Source organism: Lapidilactobacillus salsurivasis, from assembly GCF_054785215.1.
This window is the reverse complement of the sequence record NZ_BAAABI010000002.1, coordinates 98,384-124,250: the sequence shown is the minus strand read 5'-3', so window position 1 is coordinate 124,250 and position 25,867 is coordinate 98,384. Positions and strand designations below refer to the sequence as shown.

Below are 25,867 nucleotides of genomic sequence, written 5' to 3'. Positions count from 1 at the left end.
ATGACCCTTATTTGCCCTTTTCGCTCGTTGAAGGACACCGTTAGCTTTTGCTTGGAGTGTCGCGGGTCAAATTCAGCCCAAGTTAGCCAAATAGCTTTGACCAAACGCGCAAATATCGAACAGCGGACAGGTTTGGCAGGCCGGCTTTTGGGCGTGACAGATTTCCCGACCAAAGTAAATCACCGCGTGGTGGCCATGGATCCACTCCGATTCAGGCAAGGCGCTGGTGATCCGGGTCTCGACTTGGCGCACACTGTCGGTTTCCGCGGCGATGGCCAACCGCTTGCTGACGCGAGTCACGTGGGTATCCACCGCAAACGCTGGTATCCCAAAAGCATCGCCCAAAACGACATTGGCGGATTTACGGCCTACCCCTGGCAAAGTCACCAGTTCGGCCCGCGTTTGGGGCACTTGGCCGGCAAAGTCGCTTAAGAGTTTGCGCCCCAACGCGACTAAATATTTGGCTTTATTGTGATAGAGCCCGATCGTTTTGATGTAAGGTTCGACTTCCGCCGGGGTGGCCGCGGCTAAGGTCGCGGCGTCTGGAAAACGCGCAAACAAAGCCGGGGTCGCCTTATTCACTGAGACATCCGTGGCCTGAGCGCTGAGTAAAACCGAAACCACTTTCTGAAACGGCGTGCGCGCGTCTAAGCTGGGCACGGCGTTGGGGTATAAAGCAATGATCCGTTCAATGGCAAGACGAGTCGCGTCTTTTGATAACATTTTCCCATCCCTTTCATCTTGATGTCGGCGCAACAATGGCGAATTCCCCCTTTACCGCCGCTGGGACCACAAATCTTCTAGGCCCATGGACGTGTTTGGCGACGTTAAGGAACGACCGCCAAAACTGGGCCGAAGCTAGTTGAATTTAGCCTTATATTTCTGGAGGTCGGTGGCGTTGGTGATGTGCCGCTTTTGCCAATCCAGTAGAATTCGATCGATGTAGCGCAGTGACCGTGCGTCGCTAAGCACGGCCTCACGCAAAGCCAAGCGGATCAGATCCACACTGTAACGGTCGCGATTGAGCCAATTGTCGATGGTTTCCATTTCAAATGGGGATAAAGTCCGGCCAAATTCCACTTGAAATTCTTTGTAGAGTTTGCTGATCTCGGCTTGTTCCGCTTGAAATGTTTGGACGGCCTGTTGTTGATCACGCAATTGGGCGACCCGTTGAAAGAATGGCGCCACGCTGTACTGATCCCGGTGTTGCTCTTGGTAGGTGTCAGTGGTCACGCTGATGAAATGTTGTTGCGTCAGTTGGGAAAGAATTTGATAGACTTCCCCGACTGGCTTTTTGACGACTAAGGCCAGTTGATCAGGACTAGGGAACTTCTCATCCCGCTGGCTATATTTAACGATTTGTAGAAAAATTGCCAACTGATGATCGTTCATACCAAGTTCGGCATAGTGATCTAAAATCAAGTTGGCAATTACCGTGTAAGAGGTTCCGACCAAATCGTTGACAGTAAATTCAGTCATTTGATCACGGTTCCTTTTTTTAAAATAGTGGCAGAATTGCCGCCTGTGCTAGGTGCTTATGGCTCGATCCGATTGATCATCCGTGGGAATGGGATTGCTTCGCGCAGGTGATCCAACTTGCAGATCCAAGTGATCGCCCGCTCGAAGCCTAAGCCGAAGCCGGAATGAGGAGTGCTGCCATATTTACGCAAGTCCAAATACCAATCGTAATCAGATTCCTGCAGCCCGGCGTCCAAAATGCGTTGCTTCAAGACTCCATAGTCGGTTTCCCGTTCGGAACCGCCAATGATCTCGCCATAACCTTCTGGCGCTAACAAATCCGCGCATAAATAAACGTCATCACGATCAGGCGCCTTCTTCATGTAAAACGGCTTGATCGCCACGGGATAGTTGAGCACAAAAACGGGCTGGTCAAATTGATCGGATAAGAAGGTCTCGTCCGGCGCGCCGAAATCATCGCCCCATTTAATATCAGTGCCATGATCTTGCAACATTTTGATGGCTTCATCGTAGCTGATTCGTGGATAAGGTAACTTGGTATATTTCTTCAGAACTTCTGGATCGCGCCCTAATAAATGTAACTCATAGTCACAATTATCCAGCACACTTTGCACCAAATAGGCAATATACTTTTCTTGAACGGCTAGACTTTCTTCTTGATGCGTGAACGCCATTTCCGGTTCGATCATCCAAAACTCGGTCAAGTGCCGCCGTGTCTTTGATTTCTCCGCCCGGAACGTTGGACCAAAGGAGAAGACCTTGCCAAAAGCTTGCGCGCCAGCTTCCATGTAAAGTTGACCACTTTGACTCAAGTAAGCGTCATGATCAAAGTAATCGATCTGGAAGAGTTCAGTGGTCCCTTCTGGCGCGGAGCCAGTTAGAATTGGCGGATCGATTTTGATGAAGCCTTCTTGGTTGAAGAATTCGTAGGTGGCGCGAATCATTTCATTGCGAATTTGCATGATCGCGAAAGGCCGCTTCGATCGCAGCCAGAGGTGACGGTGATCCAATAGGAATTCGATCCCGTGATCTTTCGGAGTAATCGGATAATCGTTGCTTTCGCCAATGATCTCAATATCGCTGACTTCGATTTCATAACCGAAATGCGAGCGCGTATCTTGGTGGATCGTACCGGTGACCCAGAAACTGGTCTCCTGGTGCATCTCTTTGGCCGCCTCGAAGACTTCCGGCGCCACATTATTCTTGACGATCACCCCTTGGAAAAAGGCGCTCCCATCACGTAATTGCAGAAAGGCGATTTTCCCGCTGGAGCGTTTGTCTGTTAGCCAAACGCCAATTTTAACTTCTTCGTCAACGTGATCTTTAGCCTCGTCGATGCGAATGATTTGTACCATCTTAAAAACTCCCAACTTTTATTTAATCTTGTTTCAACCCATTACAACTTATAAGTTGTCGATCAAATCGACTGTCTTGCCCGTATAGAAATCGACCAGGCGATAGCTGAGCCGCCCATTGCGTTTCTTCGTCGCGACTTCCCAAACTGGTTGGCCCTCATCGATGCCTAAATTGATCCCATAGATTTTCTGTGGCGCTTGTTGTGTTTGGACCTGCGCGCGGACAGCCGCCTGGGTCAACCCACGGCGCGCCGCCAGCACTTTGATCTTACCGGTTTTGCCATTGACAACGACATAGGTCAGCTGGTCCTTCTGATTATAGCCAGCTACGGCATAATAAGTCTGCTGGCGGTGATAAATCATAAAGTCAGTGGTGCGCGTCAAATTCCCGGCCTTCTTAGCAATGGCTTCTGTTTGCCGCTGCGCGCTGATCCGCGGCATCATGGTCGCCAAATACAGCCCCACCAGCAAAACCACGGCTGTCAGAACACTGATCCAAATCGTGCGTTTGCGCCGTCGCGTCATCGTGGTTCACTCCTTTGAAAAAGTCCCCCAGCGCCGCCGCTACCAGCCTCACCTTCCCGATCAGGTCCAGAAAGGTGGCTAGTATTGAACAGCTAAGGGTCACTGAAATTATTATAGCAAAAAAACCCGTCTTTGGAACCTTAAGTCGGTAAATACTCCTTTTTTTAGCTGAACTTAAGGTTTACCGGATGATTTGCGACGGGCCAGTTCTGAGCGTCACCTAGCCTTGCAGAAAATCATGAATATGATCGGGTAAGAGCGAATTGGCTAATTTGACGTGGGGTAGGCTGGCGGGAAAGGCGCGCTGCACGATCCCCGCGTAACTACTTTCATCCAAGCGCTCGTCCAAAACCACCACCAATCCGCGGTCGTCTTCCGAACGAATCAACCGACCGAACCCCTGCTTGAGTTTCAAGACCGCTCGGGGCAAGCCGTCATCCCAGAAGGGGCTACCAGAACCATGACTGGCCAGTTGTTGTTGCCGATAATTGGTCATCGGATTTTTCGGGGACTCAAACGGGATCCTGGTAATGATCAACAAGGATAATTGTTGCCCTGGAAAGTCGATTCCCTCCCAGAAACTTTGCGAACCCAATAAAATACCGTTATTGGTAAACCGGAAGCGTTTGGCAATTTTGTCATTACTACCGGTGATGCCCTGGGCCATGATCTCCCGTTCACCACCTAAGACTCGTTGCAAGGGGTAATAAACGTTCTTGACGCTGGCTAGCGAATTGAAAAGAATCAGGGTCTGAGTCTGGGTTTTTCGTAGGATCGGTAAAATCACCGCCACTAACCAGTGATCATAGTCGGCGCCATTCTCAGATGGCGAATAAGTCGTCGCAGGCGTCACCAACTCAGCTTTCTGGCCGTAGTCAAAAGGCGAAGGTAATTGCAGTAGATCAACTTGATCACGTTGATAACGTAATTGCTTCAAGAAATAACTGAAGTCAGCGCCGATTGCCAAGGCCGCGCCGGTGTAAATTTGCCGGGGGAACTGCTGATCCAAGGCCTGACGAATAACTTCATGAGAACGCGCCAGCCAATTAAAGCGATAATTGATGCCATCATCGTCTAGATCCAAATAAAAGCCAAACTCACTAAAGGTCTGATCTTGCAAACGCTCCTGGGCATTTTCCAATTGGTCAAGCCCGCGCTCCAGTTTGCTGTTAAGTCGCTGCCAATCGGTGACTTTTTGCCGGGTGCTAGACTGCAATTGGCTGGCGCTGAAGTTCTGCTCCAGGGCGAAACTGGCTTCCAAATAATGATCGAGGGCGCGACAAGTCTGACGCAAGGTTCCGATCAGATGTTGGCGTTCCTCCGGATTGGCCGTCAGATCCAAATAGACGGGTTTGGTAATGAAACTGGCGTGCGCTAAAAGGAGCACGGAATCATTTAAGGTCAACAGCTCTTGTTGAAACAAGTTCAGCAAGCTGCGTGTCTCGGTCAAATGCAAATAACTTTGTTCCAGCGTGGGTTCCACATCATTATTATCAATCAAGGTGTGGAGCAACTCCAGGGCTTGGCGCGCCCGACTAACCAGCCGCATCACCGAGAAGTAATGGTGTGAGCTGTTAGTCAGATCGTCTGCAAAATGTTGGGCTTCATCCACCACCAAAATCTGCTGGTCGGCTGTGAACTCAGTTAAATGCTGGGCCAAATACGCGTTGTTGGTAATGGTAATATCCGCTTCGGCCGCCTGCGTGACGATCCGCCGCCAAAAATCAACCGCCGCGTAGGGACTACTAGCGGTGAGTTGGGGCAGATGGTTGATGCTCTGGAAGAAGGCTGTTTCGTAATTGGTCATTTGGAGTTCATCCAAATCACCGGTTTTGGTCTGCATCAGCCAGATCAACAAGCGCATTTCGTTAATAACAGACCCGCGATTCTGCGGACCTTGCCGCAAGTAACGGGTGAAACGATCCAGATCAACATAGTGGCTGGCACTTTTTAGAATGGCCGCGCTGAAATGGGTTTGCCGCAAATCATTGAGTAAGGGCACCGCTTGGCGATAAAGCTGGTTTTGTAAAACCGTGGTCGGCGTGGTGATCACTAACCGCAAGGGCGTCGGCGCCGCAGTCAATTGGTACGATAACGGCAGCAAATAACCCAGCGATTTCCCGATCCCCGTGGGCGCCTCGATCACCAATGGGCGCCCTGCCGGTTCATGGCGATGTTGCTGAATAAAGTCCATCATTTTGAACTGACTTTGGCGCGGGCGTAATAATTTGCCCCAGAGTTGCATTTTCGCCGTGAAGGTTTCCGGATACTGGTCGCCAGGCCCTAGCGACTGGTTGGTTTCCGCTGGCAAGGGCCGCCGCAAGACCAATTCCCCCACTTGCACCAAGTGATCGGGCAACGGTTGCTGATGGCGCCGCGAAGCCGCCCGCTGGAAAACCTGTCCGGTCTCCCGCGTTAAATAGCGGCCGAGGCCACTGAGTTGTTGCAAGACCGGACCAGGTACTTGATCGATCCGCTTAAGCAGCAGCAACAAGATTTTGGCCGTGGCGATCGCGTCACTGTCCGCTTGGTGAGGATGCTTGTGGGTGATATTCAAATATTGACTCAAGTCTTGCAGCCGATAACTGGCCGCTTGGGGTAACATGATCTGAGCCAACTCCACGGTATCGATCGCGGTCACATGAAGCGGCGGCAAGCCGACTTCTTGAAAGGCCTCATTCAAAAAAGGCAGATCGAAATTCACGTTATGGGCGACAAAAATTTTGTTGGCTAAAAGTTGTTGGAGGGTCGCGGCCACTTCCTTAAAAGTTGGCGCCTGCTCAAGCTTCTTCGGATCTAGCTTGGTTAGCTGGAGAACCTCCAAGGGCACTTCACGTTGGGGATTCAGATCCAGCGAAATGTGTTCGGTCAATTGCCGATCATGAATGATCGCGCAGCCAAATTGAATGATTCGATTGCCAGCGCCACGCTGGGTCCCGGTCGTTTCAAGATCCACCACCGCATAATCTCGAGTGTTCACCACCCTCACCTCCATTCATTCCGTAATTGTTCCAATAAATCACACTGTAAATCACACTGTCAAATTATTCCCAGTCAACGCCACCAATTTATTCGCGCTCAGGAAATAAAGATACTGTTGCGCGATCGGTCGTTGCAAGATGCTGCTTAGCGCTTGGCCATACAAATTCAGTTGACCGCGATATTTCTCAATCAGGGCCGCTAAGCGTTTAGCTTGATTTGGTCCGGTACCAAGATGATCCGTCTTATAATCGAAGAGAATCACCTCAGCTGGCGTGATCACGTACCCGTCCATAATACCATGAACCAGCAGATTTTGGATCTCAGGTTCATCTGGCATGGCGAAAATCGCCTGGGCCGGCAGCAAGAGCGAGAACGGCACCTCACGAAAAACTTGATTGTCCGGCGCCTGCAGGGTTTGCCCCAAGTCAGTGGCGAAGAAATTTTGGACGGCGGTTAAGTCGATCCGTGGGGCCACCGCGGCATCGATCAAGCCAGCCGTGGTCAGTTCCTGGCGCAAATCGTTCAGATAAGCCAGGGTCATCGATTGGCGCAAATCAACGCGCTGTAACAAAAGATGGGTCGCGGTCCCAATTTGAGCGCCAGTGACTTCCTGTGTCGCCGTCAAGAAGGCCGGCGCCGGAAACTCTTGGTCCAAATAGCGACCACTGGTAGCTGGTTGAATCGACTGCCCCGCTTCACCGACCGGGGCACCAGCCATGGCCGGCTGCGCGCCCGGCCCAGTCTGACCGGTGGCTAGCGGCAAGAAGCTCAATTGAAATTGGTCGGGATCAGCGAAAGCTTGTTTGATTTCGGAAACTGACTGATAGGCAGTCGTCTGGGTGGCGGTTTGGTGCGGATATTGGAAATCCAGCAGCTTCGTGATGGTCGCCGCCAACTTCTCATCTAAACGAGTTAAGGGAGTTGGTGCATTTGTCGGCGCAGCCATGCTTGGTTGGATCGTTTGCATCAATTCTGGCGCTTGGTACAAGTGAATCAAGAAATCGGCCTGATTCAAGGCGATTTTAGCGGCGCTATCGGTTTGATCACTGCCACCGCTGATCTGCAACTTCGGTGAGCGCAGGACCGCTGGCAAAATCATGCTTAAGAAGTTATGAAGTTTGCTGGGATCTCGTAGGGTCACTGGCAGTAACGGCGTCTGTTCCGTTTCCGGATTCTCAAATTTCGCTAAGGTGCTCGCCCAAGTATCGATCGCGCCGACCAGCAGCAGTTTCTGCTTGGCCCGGGTCAAGGCCACATAGAGTTTCCGCATTTCCTCGGCGATACTCCCCTGTTGCCGCTGTTGGCGAATAAACGTGTCGATCAAGGTCGGATATTTGATTCGAGTTTGACGATCATAATATTTCAGACCTAACCCCAGTTGGCCATCGAGGACGACGGCGTTTTTGGTGTAGTCACTGTTATTGAAGCCATGGTCGAGATCATAAAGGCAAACGATCGGAAACTCCAGCCCTTTACTGCCATGGATGGTCATGAGCTGAACCGCGTCTTGGTCGGCATCGCCTACTTGCGCTTGAGCCAAGTCTTGATTGTGGCTTTGCATCTCGGTGATGAAATCAATGAACTGGTATAGCCCTTTGAAGCTGGACTGCTCATAGACAAAAGCCCGTTGATATAAAGCGTGTAGATTCATCGAGCGTTGGAGTCCACCAGGCATCCCGCCAACGTAATTCAAATAGCCCGTGGTTTGATAAATCTTCCAAATCAATTCAGCGATACTGTGTTGCGCGCTGTAGTCGCGAAAATCATTCAACATCTCTAGGAAGTCGGCGGATTTACCGGCCAAGGCCCGCGTTTGCTCACTAATTTGACCAAGTTCGGCGCTTGGCGTGATTCCCGCTTGGCCCGTCAAGTCACCGGTGTCGCTGAGCGATTCGGCGGAAGCTCCTAAAGCCGCCATCGCTTGCAACGCTTGGTAGAAATTACCAGAGCGCTGGCGCCCGCGAATCGCCGCCAGATCGTTCTCATCGAACGCGCCGATTGGCGACCGCAAAACGGTTACCAAAGGAATATCTTGTTCCGGATTGTTGATCAACGCTAACAAGGCCAACATCACTTGAATCTCAGTCGTTTGGAAGTAATCATTGGCGTCTTGCACATACACAGGGATGCCAAATTCGGCCAGTTGATTGACGATTTCCAGATTATTCGCCCGCGTCGGCACGAGAATCGCCACATCCCGATAGGCCATCGGACGTAACGGCTGATCAGGGCCATCACAGATCTGATAGCCGCTAGCATGCATTTGTTGCAACCGCCGGCCCAAAATAGCCATTGTCGCTTGTTTTTTATCAAAAGCGGCGTAAGCTTCAGGGCTGATTCCAGCGGTTTCAGCGGCTGCCCCACTATTTTTGGCCTCGTAGAGTAATAATTCCGTGGTCGTGCCCAAGTCGGCCGGATAAGCGGTCGCGCCGGTTTTGAGTTGCGCGTCCTCATCGTAATCCAACTCAACCAGATCATGATGCATCAACTGTTCGAAGATGAAATTGGTGCTGGCGTTGATGTTTTCCGCCGAACGGAAATTCTCGGCTAAAATGATCCGCTCCCCTGGATTCGTCGGCGCTTTGAAGGCCGCATACTTATCCAAGAACTTGCGCGGATCGGCTTGGCGAAAACCATAGATTGATTGCTTAACATCACCGACCATGAATAAATTGCCGGGATCACGCCGGGACACCGTTTGTAAAATCGCTTCTTGTAAGGGGTTGATATCCTGATACTCATCGACCATCACCTCGTGGAAACGTTGTTGATAGTAATCGCGAACAGGCCGTGTTTGGTCATTGGGGTCTTGATAGCTCAAAAGTTGCCAAGTCAATTGTTCCAAATCGTTGAAGTCCAAGGCCTTCAAGCGGCGCTTCTCAGTTTGATAAGCCGTAATGAACTCGGTGGTGATTTTGGCCAATGTTTGAACGACTTGTTGGGCTTTTTTCTGGTCGGCGACAATTTGGGTTTCAGACCGTTGGAAATAATCCCCGCGAAACTGCTTCAGATCATCCCGCAGCGTTTGCAACAGGCGACTGACCGTTAACCGGGTGTCTGTTTCGGCGGCGGTGATCACCTCCCCGTTCTTCTTTAACGCCTTCATGAAGCGGGCAGGCAACTGTAAGCCAGTGATCGTGTTCTTGAAGTCCGCGTAAGTTGGCTGCGGTTGGGCCAACAACGCCGCCAGTAGTTCTAAGCTGGCCGCCGCTGGTTCAGTGACAACTTCCGCTTTGATGATCGGTTTGGCGGTTTGAGCCAGAACCGTATATTGTTGCTGCAATTGTTGGCAACGTTGGCGGAAGTAGGGCGCCAACCATTTTTGATAGAAGCTGCTACTATCAATGGTTGTGTCAATTTGATAATTCTTAGTTAAGTTGCGCAACCATTGCTGGGTTTCCGGGCGGGTAATGGCGAAATAGTACAATTGGAAAATCACTTGGGTCAAACCTTCATCGGAACGGTCGCTGCCGAATTGATCGGCCAAATCAAAGAATTCATGGTCGTCAGCGTCGTAATAATGATCCCGTAGTTCGCCCCAAACCTGCTCCATCAATAATTGCCGCTCAGTGTCATCGGTCAATAAGCGGAAGCTGGGATCGAGATCCAACAAATAGTAAAATTTATGGATCACTTGCGAACAAAAAGCGTGTAAAGTACTGATTTGCGCCGCCGCCAATAAGTTGATCTGTTTGCGCAGCCGCTGCTGTTCGGGGGCTTGGGCACGGGCCAATTCTTGTTCAAGCGCCTTGCGGATCCGTGCCTGCATCTCGGCGGCGGCGGCGTCCGTGAAAGTGACGACCAATAATTGGTCCAGATCTGTCCCCTGTTCCAAAATCTCGGTGATCAAGCGTTCGACTAAGACGGTGGTTTTGCCGGAACCAGCCGAAGCTGAAACGAGAATATCATGACCGTGGTGACTAATGGCGTCTTGTTGCTGTGGGGTAAAATTAGGCATGAGGTTGTCCCTCCTTGGCCGCTTGGGCGGCGGTAAATTTCATTAATTCGGCTAAGAAATCCGTTTTATCAAGGGTGATCAATTGGCGATATTGATTCTCCGGTAGCATCGCGTCAAACATCATGATGCTGGTGAAATCACTGTACCGCAATCCGGTTTCGTCAGCGCCGATCCGATAAGGCGCGATCCGCAGTTTCCCAGAAAAAATCTCGATGGCCGCTTGGGTCAGTAAATGCCGATTGAACGCCAACAATTCTGGCAATTGCGGCCGGGGAAAACCATTATCCGACGTGACCGCATACCCATTTTTCTTGGTGAAACCACGCGGATAAAGGCTGGATTTACTGGCCTGATTGGCGGGATCCAAGGCAGCCAAATAGTCTTGATTGGCTTGAAGCGACTCGGCGGTGGTGGCGTCTGGTGTGGTCGTGTTTTCCAAAAGGATGCCGTTATAGCGATGATCATCAAGAATCTGTGCCAAGAGCGTTTTGGCGTCGTCAAGACCGGTTTGATAGGTCATTTTCTGATCCGACAGGTGCAGGTAAAAAGCACCGATGGAAGTGGCCTCAGGTAGTGACAACCGCTGGCGATTGTCTTGGACACTTTGCAAGTAGGTCAAAAGCTGCAGGGACAGGCCGTAAAACACGCGGGTATAATCAAATTTCTTCTGGCCCGATTTGTAATCGATGATCTGATAATACCAATCCGGCCCCCACTGGCCCACGTCGAGGCGGTCGATCTTGCCCCGAACGGACAATTCTCGTTGACCAGGCAATTTGAAATCCAGCGCCGGTAGCTGTCCCGGCGCGCTGATTTGACCAAACTGGATCTCAGTTTTCGCCGGCTGTAAGAAGGAGTGACTGGCTTGCTGTTGCAAGACATTAGCCATGAAGGCGCTGGTCGTGGCTAAGCGCCGGGCAAAATAACGCATCTGCCCCGGACCATTCAGTAGCTGATAGCGCGGATCATCAGCCAGCGCTTCTTGCAAGCTGGTCGTGATCTGAGTCAGTTCGTTGGCAGTCAACTCAGACAGTGGCTTATTGGTTGCCACCACGGCCTTCAAGAAGCGATCCAAATAGTCATGGAAATAAGTGCCCGTATCGGCGCTATCTACCGCGAAACGTTGCCGAGGACGTAAGCGCAAGCCATATTGCAGGAAGAACTCGTACGGATTCATATAAAAGCTTTCAAGTTGGGAGACCGAGCTAAATAAGTGGTCACCATATAACCGGGCCACATTTTTCGGATTCAGATCAACCGCTTGATTGCGGTAACTTAGACTTTGCCATTGCCGCCGGTAAAAGGCGCCAGCCGGACCAGCCAACAACACTGCCGCCACACGTTGCCAGTCCGCAGGCAGGTCGGTGCGCTTCGTTTGGGCCTCCCGCGCCAGTAACAATAACGGTTCGGCGACCCCAGCTCGGGAAGCGGCGTAGCCTAAAGCCGGCTGTTGCTGCCGCGTTGGCTCCAGCTGCGGGTGGTCCGCCAAATAAGCCGGCGCGCCCAATTTGAATTGCTTTTGTAACCGGAGCACATAGGGGGACACCTCCTGAGCGCCTTGCTGGTCATTGTGACTAGGATACGTAAAAATCAAACGCTCGTTGCTACTAAAGAAAATATTGGCGTAACGCAAAGGCAGATCCGCTGAGCTTTCCACGCTGGCTTGCCGTAATTGGGGCTCACCTGGTTCTTGATGGAGCTGATTCAATAATTGGCGTTCCTGATCATCGATCAATTGTTGCCCCTGGGTCAAGCTAGGCAAATTCTGCCGCGTCGCCCCTAGAATAATCGTGATCCGCTGTGTCTGTGTCTGGACCATCCCGATTTTGGAAACCAGCACCGCGTCTAAAGTAGCCGGGATCTGGGCAAACTCAGTATTGCTGAAGCCGGCGTTCAAGAGGTCAGTGAACAAAGCGAGATCAAAGGACTGAGCGCCCCAAACTTGGACGTAATCGTCCAACAAGCCAATAAACGCCTGGTAGGTTTGTTGTGGTCGTTGGGCCAACACCAAATCGTTGGCGGTCACGTCAGCCTGGGCCCATTCCCGCAATCGTGTAATCACGCCGTTTTGCTGCAAGAATTCAAACAGCGCTTGGGCAAACTCAGCGCCATTAGTCACGCGCTTGACAGTTTGTTGCCATTGTTTCAGCGCTTGTCCGTAAAATTGATGCAGGTTTTCAATGGCCGCCTGCTGGGCCACTTGCTCAGGCGAACTGTGCGGCGCCGGGTCAACCGGCTGCTTGACGTAAGGTCCCACCATGGGCCAAGGTGTTGCTTTTAGCCAATGATAGCTGCGCAGACCAAATTCCAAGGCATAATTTTCCAGCCAGTCTAATTGTTGGCGAAATTCGGCCAATGATTGCGCGGCCGGTCGCCACAATTCTGTCCGCAGAAGTACCAACAGATCATTGAGCTGAAAATTGCCCCGACTTAAAGCCAACAAACTCCGAACGAAAACAACAAAGGGATGGTTGGCCATCGGTGTTTGTTGATCACTAAAGAAAGGTAGCTCGTTTTGACGGAAGAGCGCCTCGATTGTGGCCGAATAAACGTTCAGATCCTCAGCCAAAACCAAAAAGTCGCGGTAACGATAGCCTTGTAAGGCCACCAGCTGGCGAATATAATTGGCCACTCCCCGCACCTCACTGGTCAACGAGTCAGCCTGCCAAACTTGAAGATTCTGCCGGGCCAAGGTGGTCGGTGCGGCGACCGGGAGCCCCGCGTTGCTGGCGATCCAGAAATCTTCAACTTGCTGCAACTCAGAACTCAAGCGCTTCTGTCTGGCCGGAAACAGCGCCGCCGTCCCTAAATCAGCCAATGAATCATAGCCCAACTGTTTCAAAATGCGCCAAGAACTATCGAAATAATAAGGAATCTGGCTCGTCGCCGCAGGGAGATATAACGTCAAATAAACCGTCGCACCCTGGCGTAAGAAGCCGCGAATCAAGCTCAACTGTTGCTGGTTGAATTCTGAAAAGCCGTCGATGAAAATTTCGAACTGACTGAAATCACGCTGCGCCACCTGGGCAATCAAATAAGTCATCAGCTGCTCATTGGTCACGAAATGACTGGCGATTTCCGCTTGATACAATTGGAGGATCCGACTTAATTCTTGTAATTTGGCCGTGGTCGAGCGGGGCACCCCTTGTGTCGCCAACTGGGTCGCCGCCTGATGTAAATCGGTGGGGCTGAATTCACCTTGAGTCAGTTCGGTCAACTGCGCCCCCAATTGCTCGAGAAAGCCCATTCTCCGCCGCTCGCCGTAGAAAATCGGAAATTGCTCCCGTTCCCGATTTAGCAGTTCACTTAACAACATGGCCTGGCTGGCCGCGGTTAGTTGGGGCTGCTGATAGTAAGGATCATCCCGCAAGAAGTACCAAAGCAAGCGCGAAAACGACAGAATCTGCAGACGGCTGCTGGCGATCAGGCCATTACTGCTCAGGCGCGGATCACTGGCGCCGATCGCCTGTAAGATCCGCACCTCACTACTGAATTTGATGTGGTTGGGCACCAAACAGATAAATTGTTTTTCCGGCGAACGCTGATAGGCTTGGCCGATTTGTTGGTACATTTCTCCGGTGACATCGTCTTGCTGTAACCCATAAATGACTCTCAAAGACATGCGGGCACCTCCATGATTTCATCTCAACTTATCTTATTTTAACATATTATATTGGTTTAATTCGGATTGCATCATAGGCGTGGATAAAAATAGCTTGGCCGCGGCTTGCGCTGCGCGTGGCGTTGGTGGTTGACAGATGTGGTGGGGCTCCAGGTCGGGCTGGGGGTGGTGGAACGCGGCGGGCACGACTTGAAGCTTTTCGGAAGTGCACCGAAAATCTTCAAGCTCGGCCTTATTCTAGGCGGCAGAGCCGCCAAGAATAATATCGCGGCTGACTCACCCCCAGCCCGACCTTCCGCCAGACGGATAAACAGACCACCAACGCCAGAGTGTAAACCGACCCGATCAGCTCCTGAGCATTAGCCTAGCAACTATTTCGGAGGTAGGTTAATGCCTCCGTAATTGTTGTGTAGCTAAGCGAAGAAGCTGCGTCGGCGAACACGTTTCAACCCAGATTGTGGAAAACATCAGCAAACACATTTCAACGAGCCGCTCAACGTTTTAACAGACGGTTGAGCACTCACGCCGACTGGCAAGCGATGGTCAATTGATGAGGAACCACGCAAATGATGGCCGTGGTTAGTCGTTACAAGCTTTAAATTGGTGACAACGGGACGGTCTGTCTGATAAACGCGGCCAGATTCTTGAGGAATTAGTCAAATCTGCCTGATTTCAACTGGACTGGTTTAATGTGTGGAATAAGTTGATAGGCACTCCCCCAAATCGAACAATCACTAGCTCGTTATTCTTTTGGGTTAACGCCCGCTTGGTGGAGGATTAGTTGACCACTTAGCTGGACCGCCACGATTAAATCAAACATTTTACGAAAGTGAATGATTAGCAATTAATGAATATCCGCGGGCGCCTATGCTATAATCGAATAGGAAAAAGCGCCGACTCAGGATGATTTCAACGGTTGGCGGATCTTTAATCAAGGAAGGCGAATCTATTTGAGCACTACTTCCCCGGAATCAACCCCCCCACAACAGTGGCCGCTGGTCCAAACTAGTGTTGGCGCCAGTCATGCCAAATTGATTTTGGCAGGTGAACACGCGGTGGTTTACGATATTCCTGGCATCGCGATTCCACTGCGGGCAATCAAGGCCACCGCGCGAATCAGCAGTCAAGGGCAGCAAGCTGGCCGAGCGCCGCGCGTCACCTTGGCGTCTGACCTCTATCATGGTGACTTGGCGCTGGCCCCGGCGGAACTCGCCAATTTACAAGGACTGTTTGCGGCCTTCTTCGCCTACTTTCCGGCGGCGCAACCTTTGCCTGAAGCAATGCAGGTCACGTTGACCAGCGAAATTCCCTTTGAACGGGGCATGGGTTCGTCGGCGGCGATTGCTTCGGCGATTGTCGCGGCGTTGGCGGTTCAATTTCCACTGACTCTATCGCTAGACCGGCAAAAGGCACTGATCGCCACAGAAGAGAAAATCCAGCATGGCAACCCTAGTGGCTTGGATGCCTTAGTGGTGGGATCGACTCAAGGTTACTACTTCCGCCGCGGACATACGCCGGAAGCGTTGAACTTGCGCTTGCCAGGTGCGCTGCTGATCGTGGACAGTGGTCTGACGGGTCAAACGGGAACCGCAATCGCGCAAGTGGCCAGATTGCGCCGAGACCAACCGCGCCAATGGCAAGAAAGGATGCAGGAAATTGGCGAGATCACCCCGCAGATCCGGCTACTATTGCAACAACAACCAACCCAACCTGCAGACCGCCAAGTAAGTCAGCGGCGACTGGGACAACTTTTGGACGCCAATCAACAGGCCTTACAACAATTGCAGGTCAGCCTGCCCGAATTGGATCAATTGATCCAGCGGTTGCGGACTGCTGGCGCTTGGGGCGCGAAATTGACCGGCGGCGGCTTAGGCGGTTGCGTATTCGGCTACTTTCCAACGACCCTGGCCGCACAACAAGCGCGACCAGCCTTCGCGGATTATCAAACGTGGGTCACCGACCTCTCCTAAGGGTGTCGGCAGCGCCCAGCTCAATGAACCGATTGATTTATACCAAGAACTTGACCGTCGGAAAAATCAATCCAATCAAACAAACGAACTGACCCAAATGGCCTAAGCAATCAGTTCTGATTGCTTAGAACTAGACACGAATCACGCAGAACTAATTTAAACTAGACCGTAAGAACTAATACGTAGGAACAAAATCATCTCAAAGCAAACCGACGAATCAAAGCAGATGAATCAAACCAAAGGAGTTGCGCCATGGCTACCGCTCGCGCCTATACAAATATTGCCCTGATCAAGTACTGGGGCAAGCAAGATCCGCAACAAATGTTGCCGTACAACAGTTCGTTATCCCTAACCTTGGATCAGTTCTATACCGAGACCAAGGTGGAATTCCTTCCTAAACAAACGAATCAGACCGCTGATTCGTTTGTTTTTGCAGGGGTTACGCAGCCAGTCACGTCGAGAATCACCCAGGTTCTGGATTTGATTCGCCAGAAGGCTGGCTGGTCGAACTTTGCCCGCGTTGAAACTGAAAATCATGTCCCGACCTCCGCGGGCTTGGCCTCCTCGGCGTCGGCGTTCGCCGCGTTGGCCGCCGCGGGTGCGCGGGCTGCAGGTCTGCAACTTTCCCCGCGTGAATTGTCGATTTTGGCGCGGCATGGTTCTGGCTCCGCGTGCCGTTCGATTTTCGGCGGCTTTGTCGTTTGGCATGCTGGGCATGATGACCACAGCTCTTACGCGGAACCTTTGTTGGCGACGGTCGATTTTCCCATCGTGGTGATTGCGGTCCTCGTTGACCAGCGCCCGAAGAAAGTCTTGTCCAGCGCCGGGATGCAGCAATCTGTGGCGACCTCCCCCTTCTATCCCGCTTGGGTGCAAACCGCGGAGAGTGGGATTGCCACCATGTCTCAGGCCATCGCCGCTCGAGATATTACCAAAATCGGTCAACTTTCTGAGGCCAACGCGATGCAAATGCACGCCACCACCTTGAGCGCGGTGCCACCCTTCACCTATTTTGCCCCCTTGACCTTGAAAATCTGGCAGTTGGTCCAGGAATTTCGTATAAAAGGGTTAAGTTGTTACATAACGCTTGACGCCGGTCCCAACCCTAAACTACTATGTGCTAAGCAAGATGCCGCCGCCGTGGTCGAAAAGTTACAGGCAGAGTTACCGCAAGTGCAGTGTACGATCTGCCAGCCGGGACCCGGCGTCGCTTACCGAGATTGAGAATGGTCTTTGATCACAGGAACAGATTGCGGGCGCCCATCTGAAAAGGCGCGGCGAAAGCGCCGTCCCTCAACAATAACGATAAAATGTCATAACACCAAAAGATTTAACTGCTTCAATTTAGCTGCTGCAGATGTTTGATTGCTGCAAATGCTTAACAGCTTCAAAAGATTAATTCACTCAGGAAAGGTCGATCAATTGCATGATTACAGTAAAGGCACCGGGAAAATTATATATTGCGGGCGAATACGCGGTTTTGGAGCCTGGACATCCGGCTTTGGTGGTGGCGCTAGATCGATTTATCACCGTTTCGATCACGGAGACCCAGGATCAAGGAGCGATCAATTCGCGGCAATATTTGGAAACTAATTTTCACTGGCGTCGGCGCGGCGATCAAATGATTTTCGACAATCGGGATAATCCTTATCATTATATTCTGGAAGCGATTCGTGTGGTTGAGGCTTTGGCCTTGGAAATGGGACACACGCTGCGGGTCTTTGATTTGGATATCAACAGTCAATTAGAGGATCAAGGTGGCCGCAAATATGGGTTAGGCAGTTCTGCAGCGGTGACGGTAGCTACGGTCAAAGCGCTGATTGCCTTCTATCAACTACCTTTGAATCGCTTGGATATTTTCAAATTGGCCGCCATCGCGCATTTCAATGTTCAAGGTAACGGCTCCTTAGGCGATATCGCGGCCAGTGTTTTTGGCGGCTGGATCGCCTTTAGCACCTTCGATAAGGATTGGCTGCGCACAGTTTTGAAAAACAATACCTTTAGTGAGATCATCGCCAGTGACTGGCCAGGCTTGAAAATCGAATTGTTGCACGTCCCCAGTGAGTTGGAGCTGTTGATTGGCTGGACCGGCTCACCAGCGTCAACGAGTCATTTAGTCGATCGGATCACGATCGCCAAATTTGCGCAAAAGCAGCAATATCAGAATTTCTTAGAATCCAGTCGCCACTGTGTGGAAACGATGATCAAAGGCATCAAGACCGCCAAAGTTAATGTCATCAAAGATGGCATTCGTCTGAATCGCCAACTGATCAAGGAATTGGGCGTCTTCTCGCAGGTGGATATCGAAACGCCCGAATTGGCTGAACTTTGCCAGATCGCCGAAGATTACGGCGGCGCCGCGAAATCCTCTGGCGCCGGTGGTGGCGATTGTGGCATTGTTTTGACCGACCATAGCGTTGATCAGGCTCGCCTGATTTCGGCTTGGAACCAACATCAGATCACCACCTTACCCTTAGCTGTTTTCGAATTGACAGGAGCGAGTGTATGACAGCCATTGACCCGCTACAACAACAAGCGCAACGCAAGCGCGCCCACTTGGCTTTGGCGGAGAAATTCTATCGCCAACATCCCCAAGGTCATCCGGATTTCGCGCAAGTTCGCCTGCTGCATCCAGAACTGCCGGAAACGGATCCAACCGAGATTGACTTGGCACGAACCTTGTTTGGCAAAACCGTGCTGGCACCGATCTATATTAATGCCATGACCGGGGGCACAAATAACGCCCAAACAATCAATGGCAAGTTGGCGCACTTGGCCGCTCATTTCCAGATTCCCATGGCGGTTGGCTCCATGAGTATCTTGCGACGAGCGCCAGAATTAGCGCCAAGTTTTACGATTGTTCGCCAAGTCAATCCCAAGGGGGTTGTTTTAGCTAATCTGGGCGCCAGTCATTCCGTTGCGATGGCGACCCAAATGGTGACCTTGCTGCAGGCTGACGCTTTACAGATCCATTTGAATGCGGCCCAGGAATTCGCCATGCCTGAAGGTGATCAGGACTTTCACTGGCGTCAAAACTTGCAAAAACTACAACAAGCCCTGGGTAGCCAGGTTCCACTGATTGCCAAAGAAGTTGGTTTTGGAATGGCGCCCGCTGCCCTGCGCGACTTTGCGGCTTGGGGCATAGCCGGCGTTGACCTTTCTGGCGCCAGCAGCACCGATTTCATTGCCATTGAAAACGAACGCCGATCCCAATCTCTGCTATCTGATTTAAGTGATTTCGGTCTTTCCACCGTGGAAAGTTTGCTGGGCCGCCAACAAATTTGGCAAACAACCGGTCATTTTCCGCCCCTCACTTTCGCCAGTGGCGGGATCCGCACGCCCTGGGAGGCCATCAAAGCCTTCGCGCTAGGCGCTGATTTCGTGGGCATGTCTGGCTACTTTCTCCATTTGGCTCTCCATCAGGATGAGGCGGCGATGATAACCTCTTTTGCGGCTTGGCTAGCTGAATTTCGCGGTTTATTGAACCTGCTGGGTTGCCGTCATGTTCACGAACTCCGACAAGTTCCGCTGATTTTGGGCTCGGATTTGGCTAATTTCGGCCAGCAAATCGGTCTGGACCCAACCGCCCTGACCCACCGGCGCGGTTGATCGCGGCTAACCTGTCGATCACGGCCAAACTGATTGAACACCTAGTTAGTCGCGGCGCGCCGCAACTAGCGCCGATGGATCCTGCCAGTATTGGCGTCTGATTTTACCACGAAAGTTTGCGCATTAAAAAAAACCACCAAACCAGAGTGAACACTTGACTACTCTGGTCTGGTGGTTTTTAGATTGGTATTGTGGGGTCTAGAATTTTTAGTGTTGAAAGATGAGTTCACGCTAGAAATTCTAGATCCTTATTTTGACATTTGGTCGGTTGGTTTGGTCGCGCTCACAGTCTTACTGGCTTAACGTGTTCGCAAATTTTTAGGATAAAAATTCTTGATCGTGGTGTCCACCAAGTAGCCCCAACTGAAAATCAAGCCTTGATGGGCCACGGGATACCAGCCCTTGTGCAATCCGAGTTCAGCAATCGTCGGGCCGGCCAGTGAGACGGTCTCCCCATGACGAAACCGTTGATAGTCAGCTGCCGACAAATCGAGGATTTGCCCAAAAGCCGTTGTCGGCAAGGCCATGACCAAAGCCTGGTTGGGCACGAAGCGGTTCTTCCGCCATTCGCCTAGCCACAACCCGCGACGCACGAAGCGGATCCGCGCATCCGCCGGTAGACAGTTAGGCCGAGCAAATAACTGGTTTTGTACCCGAACTAGGGTCAATTGCGCAAAGAAATCCGGCAAAGTCAAGCGATTCTCTTGCAAAAAAGTGGTCCAAGTCTGGGTTTCACCAGGGGTCAGCGCTTGCGGCAGCTTACTGTCCAGCTTAATCGTTTTATGTTTAGCCACCTTGGCTCTGGCCGTGTGACCATTGGAGGGCGCTGCTGGCCAAGATTGCCGCCGCTGGTCTGAAGTCACTTCTTGGGTGGCGCGCGCGTCCCGTTCATCCTGGCGCGCTGGTGTCACGCCAGGTTCAGCCTGAGTCTTCTCAGTCAGTTGCTGAACATCGGTGCGGATCAATTTGGCCATGAAATGACCTTCACCCCGCAATTTCTGCGGCCAAAAGCGTAAAGTGGCCGTCATTTCAGGCCGATCAGCACCCCAGGCAGGTCGCCCGCGATCAACTTGGTCCCAGCCTGGCCCTTCAGGCGCGACGACTTGAAAGCGCGGTTCTTGGGCCAGCAACCAAGCAATATTTTCCTCGTCTTCTTCTGGCGCGAACGTGCACGTCGAATAGACCAAGCTGCCATTAGGCTTAAGCATGGTCAAGGCTTCCGTTAAAATTGCCCGTTGCCGTTGTTGACAGGCCAACGGATAGTCAGGGTCCCAGTACTGGATCGCGTCTGGATCTTTGCGGAACATGCCTTCCCCTGAGCACGGTGCGTCCACAACGATCAAATCAAAGAACGCCGGGAAAAACTGGGCCAATTGTTCGGGGGCATGATTGGTCACCACCACATTGCTGTACCCAAATCGCTCCACATTTTCAGAAAGGATCTTGGCTCGTTGCGGATCGATTTCATTGGCGACCAATAACCCGGTCTCGCCTAGAAGACTGGCCAACTGAGTGGTTTTCCCGCCAGGCGCGGCGCACAGATCCAGCACCCGGCTCCCCGGCGCCGGTGCCGCCAAAGCCGCCACCGCCTGGGCACTAGGCTCCTGACTGTAAACCGCCCCGGAGGTTTGGCTAATGGCCAACCCCTTGACCTGCCCGTAATAACCTTGAGGGCTCCACGGAATCGGTTGATGGGCAGCACGGAGCGCCATGATCTCGGGATTAGCACTGCTGGCCTTCTTAGGATTCAGGCGGAAGCCCTTCTCCGCCGGCGCTTGGAAACTTTCCAGAAAACGGGCAGCTTCTTCAGGACCAAGTAGCGCTTGATATTTCTGACAAAAGGCTACTGGTAATTGTTCGGTCGTTGTCAATGCTTGAATTCCTCCTGATTGAGCTGATCCACCGCTTGTTGCAACCGTGGATAATTCCGTGAAAAAGTTAAATACAAGAATGTGATCAGTAACGCCACCACGTCAAATGATAACAATAATCCTAGGATCACCATGGCGTGGCTCGCCGACCAAATTTTCACACCAATGAAATAACCTAGCAATGTGGGCAGAAAAAGATGAAAGGCAGTTTGCCCCAACAATTTCAATCGCAGTTGTTCTTTCAGAAAACCACCCAAATCGAAACCGCGACCGGCCAACACAATATAGTAGATCATGATCCAAGCCAGCGTGGCCATCACCGTAAAGATCAGGATCGCTTGCGTCAGCAAGATGCCTGACCGCTGGAACCAGCCTTGACGTTCCCGTTGAACCGACGAAGTATCCACCAACCGTGTGGCCTTCTTCGCATCAAATAATTTGATGATTTCCTTGGTTTGCGCGCTATTCGGCTCTTTCGGGTCATAAACCACGCGAAAATCGGTCGTCATTAAATTTTGATCGCTTTGATTAGGTGAAAGTGAAATGAAAATATGATTGTTGATTGCGTAATCGCCACTAGTCCCGATCACCCCAATCACCGCCAAATAGTGATCATTTTTCAGAAAATACTCTTGGGATTGTGGTTTGTAAGCTTCCTTAAGGCGGTTCTTACCTAAGAGGACAAAGGGCACTTCGGACTGAAAGTCATTGGCATTAAGCAAACGCCCTGAAACCGTGGGCATCACCTCGGTCACATCGCCTTTGATGTAAATATAGGAAAAATTATCGTCCTTGTTATCGATCAATTGCAACTGGAAATTATCCAGATCACTACTGGCTAACGTTTTGATCAGCGGCGTCACGGCCAGCTTCTTGCCACCAGTAATGATCAAACTATTCTCGGACAGGCCATTCCGATCGAGCTGGCTTTGGTTATTCCGCTGATCGTCCTGTTGAAAGCACAAGACCAGCAGTCCGCTGAGCACCACTAATAATAAGTCCAAAATCATTCGTCGTTTCATCTTCACCGACCCTTAACTTTTCTGAAAATTTCCCATTTGTTTCATTTATTATCGTTTCATTTTTCATGGAAATTATTAACACTGGAATTTCAATAAACCCTTAATTGTTCACGGAGTCCGTCGCTGGTCGCGGGCAAATAGCGGGAGATCAGTTGCGCCGGCGCCGAGAAATGGTGCGGGACCTGTTGCCAAAAGAGCAAGCTGTTCGTCACGCCGAAAACCTCGCCTAGAACCAGCAATTGTGGTCGCCGCGCCGCGGGTAGCTGTTGTAACTGTTGCCATAAGAGTAAATCAGTCGGATCATTATTGGGACTCCATGACAAAATGACCGCGTCCACCTGCTGGGCATACTGTGCTACCGCCGCCGTGGCCGTCAACCGCTGCACCGGGTAGAAAGTCTGGCGACCAGTTAAATTCTCACCCTGCCAAGAGAAACTATCAGTCGCGATCACCTGTTGGCCGCGCGCCGCCAAAGCCGCGGCTAGCCGACCATCACCGGCCATCACTTCTAAATAACGCCGCCAGGGCCACTGTCGCGTCCAAATCGTCAACGCTTGTTGCGAAATCAGGGTCCACTGACCAAAGTGATATTGCAAATATTTACGAAAATGATGAAGTAAATGATCCAGTTGTTGAAAATCGTGTTGCGCCACGGTCAAGCTCAACGATTGGTTCTCGGCGACAGTCACCATTTGCCACCAGATCGACTCGGTCAAGCGTAGCGGTGGCAAAGGCCGCGATAGCAATTGGCCGGACTGCAATTCAGCGCAACAACGGCGAATTTCAGCAACTTGCAATTGGATGTCGATGATTGTCGCGTAGCGGCGGGCCAAATGGTCGATGTTTTTCAAATAATCCATGGCCGCCTCCTTGGTTTTTTGCCGGTGAGCCTTACTGCCCAGTCTTTTGTTATTATACCCTAAAATTCCTATTTTTTGAACGGCAGGATGATCAGCTGCCCGCCTGGATGATTGTGTAGCTTGCCCGCAGCTTGCGCTGCGCGTGGCGTTGGTGGTTGACAGATGTGGTGGGGCTCCAGGTCGGGCTGGGGGTGGTGGAACGCGGCGGGCACGATTTTGAGCTTTTCGGAAGCCCACCGAAAATCTCAAAACTCGGCCTTATTCTAGGCGGCAAAGCCGCCAAGAATAATATCGCGGCTGACTCACCCCCAGCCCGACCTTCCGCCGACGTGCGAACCGGCCACCAACGCCACGCTCCGCTCCAGCCGCTCAACATTTTAACAGCCGTTTGAGCACTCACGCCGACTGGCAAGCGATTGCTAATTGGTGAGGAGTCACGTAATTGACGACCGTGGTTGGTGGTCACCAGCTTTAAATTGGTGACACCAGCGCAGTCTGGTTGATGAACTGCGGCAAGCTCTTGATGACTCTGCTGAATCGGTCGGTTTTCACCCAGAGATTGTTAAAGAAACAAACGGAACTGTTCAGCGTACGCAAAAGATACCGACCTCCTGATCCGAATCAGTTGACATTGCCTGATCACCCAAAAATGGGCAATTGGTTTGACCTCAATCTCGCAAAAGCACTTCGTTAAATCCTTCGCCCCGATTGCAGATCCGCTCAATTATGCCTAGCAACCGGCTGGGACTGCGCGGCTCAGTGGTGAGATTATTCTTAGCGATTTATCGCTTAGAATAAGGCTCGATTTGAAGACAAGCCGCGCACTTTGCGGATTGGCTTCAAACGACGCCCACCACGTTCCAGTCCGCATCAGCAGTCCCAGCCGGTTGCGCTGCGCAACACCCACCCCCACCTGCAATCAAACAAGAAATCAAGAATAAGCACCAGCCATTTCAAACCGCTGCCCGCCTGATCTTGCCAACAATTTACCCAGTGAATTTTCTGGAAAAAATTAGAAGTTTTTCAGTGAACTGCTGGTCTTTTCACAAAACTACGTTAAAATATAGATGAGAGCGTTTAACCACGTAACTAGGAGTTAAATGCCGTGATCAAAACGGAGACAAAGGATGGACTTAAATGACGGTGAAATATCAATTTGGTGATGATTTAACAGTATTGACCGATGCAGTGGCAGCTTGGCGCGCTGATCGTAATGATGGCCGCGTGGTTGTGCCTACTGGGTTAGCCCCACTGGATGACGCCTGGCAAACGGCGGCGGCCCCAGATTTGTTGGCGGCGATTTTGCAGGCGTTCTTACCTGAGCGTGATTTAACGGAATTAACGACGCTGGCGACGACCGCCTTAACGTCCACTTGGGGTAAGCGGGCGCCGATCGCGGTCACCCCGAAACGGGGACAATTGGCGACGCGCTATGCCGAGATGGCTACCGGAAAAACCATGTCAGCGGCTGATTGGAACACGGCCTTGGTCCAGTCCCTCACGGATGCGGCTCAACCGCTAGCCTTGGTGGCGCACGACGCCAACGCCCTGATTGCCTTGGCGGAACATTTGGATGCCGGCAACCATCTCACTGGCTACGCGGCTCCTGCGACCGTTCCACCTTTGGTTCAAAAACAGTTTGCCGCAGCCAGCCTAGCGGAACACGTCACCCCAGTGGCGGTTGACGAAACAGCGTCACTGAACTCTTTGGCTGGCTGGCAAGCCGAACAAGCGGCTCTCAGTCAGGCCACTAAGACTGCGGGCCAAGTCTATGTGCCTGTGGACGGAGGTCAATTAAGCGTATTGATTCCGCAAATCTTGACCTACTTCTTGATTGCCCAACAGGCGCCTGCTGAAGCATTAACGATTGTTTGTGCCAGTGATGATTTAAGTGAGGTGCTAGCCGCCCGCTACGCGCAACTTTTAGGGGCGCCAATCAAGCGGGTCTTGGCTGCGATCGGACCGGACAGCCCGCTGGCCGCCGTAGCCGCTGGCGCTGAGTTGACGACTAACTGGCCCCTAGCCAAAAACGCCTTGCGCCTAGCCGCCAGTTTCAACGGGCAAGCCTTGCCATTGACGAGCACTTGGGCTGACCTCCAAACCAGTTGGTCATCTTGGCTCAGCTGCGCGCCGGTGACAACCGCTGCAGGCTTGCGGGAGATTCGACGCGGACAAACACAAGATCAAATGACCTTAGGCGCCCAGACGGCTTTGGCCAGCGCCCTGGTTCAATCCGAACAGTTGCCCGACGCCATTGTCCTCAGCACAAATGATCCTTTCCAAACTCCAGAAGCGATTATCACTGGAATCACGGACCGGGATGATGGTAAAACCGATTTTGAAGCGGTTCAAATTTTACGCCAGATCGTTGACCTGAAGGTGCCCCGCGTCATTACTCATTTGAAGAGCAAGGAATTACCAGAACTGCCGAACTATCCGCAACAAGCCGCACTGGCGCAGCTTCAAGCAGGACTGAACGCTTAAGAGAAATAATCCCGCAAGGCCCAACCGCCCACCATTGAGGCCACTGATGACCAAGCGCTACCAAACAAAAAAGCATTTCCGCCATGTGTGGATCAAGCCCAGCAGGACTACCACGACACCGGAAATGCTT

17 protein-coding genes are annotated in these 25,867 nt (G+C 51.8%); 5 read left to right on the top strand and 12 right to left on the bottom strand.

Annotated features, from left to right (window positions below):
* Positions 1–72: 72 nt before the first annotated feature.
* The 7 genes from nth to ACYVSB_RS02535 form a co-directional block, all read right to left on the bottom strand.
* Complete coding sequence (gene nth / locus ACYVSB_RS02565; protein WP_461218320.1) at positions 73–723, bottom strand: endonuclease III; 651 nt, start codon at positions 721–723, stop codon at positions 73–75.
* 135 nt (positions 724–858) lie between these two features.
* Positions 859–1,479: a DnaD domain-containing protein gene (locus tag ACYVSB_RS02560; RefSeq protein WP_461218319.1), complete on the bottom strand. Its 621-nt coding sequence runs from the start codon at positions 1,477–1,479 to the stop codon at positions 859–861.
* Between the two features lie 56 nt (positions 1,480–1,535).
* Positions 1,536–2,834 (bottom strand): asparagine--tRNA ligase, encoded by a 1,299-nt coding sequence (gene asnS, locus ACYVSB_RS02555; protein WP_461218318.1) that lies wholly within the window; start codon positions 2,832–2,834, stop codon positions 1,536–1,538.
* A gap of 48 nt (positions 2,835–2,882) precedes the next feature.
* Positions 2,883–3,359 carry a cell wall elongation regulator TseB-like domain-containing protein gene (locus ACYVSB_RS02550; protein ID WP_461218317.1) on the bottom strand — a complete coding sequence of 159 codons (477 nt, stop codon included), beginning with the start codon at positions 3,357–3,359 and terminating at the stop codon, positions 2,883–2,885.
* A 220-nt stretch (positions 3,360–3,579) separates the two neighbouring features.
* The gene (locus tag ACYVSB_RS02545) at positions 3,580–6,339 is read right to left on the bottom strand and encodes a helicase C-terminal domain-containing protein (protein WP_461218316.1); all 2,760 of its coding nucleotides are present in this window, start codon (positions 6,337–6,339) and stop codon (positions 3,580–3,582) included.
* A 51-nt stretch (positions 6,340–6,390) separates the two neighbouring features.
* Complete coding sequence (gene addA / locus ACYVSB_RS02540) at positions 6,391–10,299, bottom strand: helicase-exonuclease AddAB subunit AddA (RefSeq protein WP_461218315.1); 3,909 nt, start codon at positions 10,297–10,299, stop codon at positions 6,391–6,393.
* Positions 10,292–13,921 carry a PD-(D/E)XK nuclease family protein gene (locus ACYVSB_RS02535; protein WP_461218314.1) on the bottom strand — a complete coding sequence of 1,210 codons (3,630 nt, stop codon included), beginning with the start codon at positions 13,919–13,921 and terminating at the stop codon, positions 10,292–10,294. The genes addA and ACYVSB_RS02535 overlap by 8 nt, the downstream gene beginning before the upstream one ends.
* A 950-nt stretch (positions 13,922–14,871) precedes the next feature.
* Here ACYVSB_RS02535 and mvk point away from each other — a divergent pair.
* From mvk to fni, 4 genes are all read left to right on the top strand, one after another.
* Complete coding sequence (gene mvk / locus ACYVSB_RS02530; RefSeq protein WP_461218313.1) at positions 14,872–15,891, top strand: mevalonate kinase; 1,020 nt, start codon at positions 14,872–14,874, stop codon at positions 15,889–15,891.
* A gap of 252 nt (positions 15,892–16,143) precedes the next feature.
* Positions 16,144–17,115 (top strand): diphosphomevalonate decarboxylase, encoded by a 972-nt coding sequence (gene mvaD, locus ACYVSB_RS02525; RefSeq protein WP_461218312.1) that lies wholly within the window; start codon positions 16,144–16,146, stop codon positions 17,113–17,115.
* A 202-nt stretch (positions 17,116–17,317) separates the two neighbouring features.
* Complete coding sequence (locus ACYVSB_RS02520) at positions 17,318–18,400, top strand: phosphomevalonate kinase (RefSeq protein ID WP_461218311.1); 1,083 nt, start codon at positions 17,318–17,320, stop codon at positions 18,398–18,400.
* Positions 18,397–19,500, top strand: coding sequence for a type 2 isopentenyl-diphosphate Delta-isomerase (gene fni / locus ACYVSB_RS02515; RefSeq protein WP_461218310.1), 1,104 nt, complete (start codon positions 18,397–18,399; stop codon positions 19,498–19,500). The genes ACYVSB_RS02520 and fni overlap by 4 nt, the downstream gene beginning before the upstream one ends.
* 299 nt (positions 19,501–19,799) lie before the next feature.
* On the opposite strand, the gene ACYVSB_RS02510 is transcribed toward fni, so the two are convergent.
* From ACYVSB_RS02510 to ACYVSB_RS02490, 5 genes are all read right to left on the bottom strand, one after another.
* On the bottom strand, positions 19,800–21,371 hold the full coding sequence (locus ACYVSB_RS02510) for an RsmB/NOP family class I SAM-dependent RNA methyltransferase (protein WP_461218309.1): 1,572 nt from the start codon (positions 21,369–21,371) through the stop codon (positions 19,800–19,802).
* Entirely contained in the window at positions 21,368–22,393 is a 1,026-nt protein-coding gene (locus tag ACYVSB_RS02505) for a hypothetical protein (protein ID WP_125595903.1), read from the bottom strand. The genes ACYVSB_RS02510 and ACYVSB_RS02505 overlap by 4 nt, the downstream gene beginning before the upstream one ends.
* 89 nt (positions 22,394–22,482) lie before the next feature.
* On the bottom strand, positions 22,483–23,253 hold the full coding sequence (locus ACYVSB_RS02500) for an SAM-dependent methyltransferase (protein ID WP_461218308.1): 771 nt from the start codon (positions 23,251–23,253) through the stop codon (positions 22,483–22,485).
* 91 nt (positions 23,254–23,344) lie between these two features.
* A complete protein-coding gene (locus ACYVSB_RS02495; RefSeq protein WP_461218307.1) occupies positions 23,345–23,719 on the bottom strand; it encodes a hypothetical protein in 375 nt (124 codons plus the stop codon).
* Positions 23,720–23,983: 264 nt separating this feature from the next.
* The gene (locus tag ACYVSB_RS02490; protein ID WP_461218306.1) at positions 23,984–24,160 is read right to left on the bottom strand and encodes a hypothetical protein; all 177 of its coding nucleotides are present in this window, start codon (positions 24,158–24,160) and stop codon (positions 23,984–23,986) included.
* 230 nt (positions 24,161–24,390) lie between these two features.
* On the opposite strand from ACYVSB_RS02490, the gene ACYVSB_RS02485 reads away from it, so the two are divergent.
* On the top strand, positions 24,391–25,737 hold the full coding sequence (locus ACYVSB_RS02485) for a hypothetical protein (protein ID WP_461218305.1): 1,347 nt from the start codon (positions 24,391–24,393) through the stop codon (positions 25,735–25,737).
* Positions 25,738–25,867: the final 130 nt, after the last annotated feature.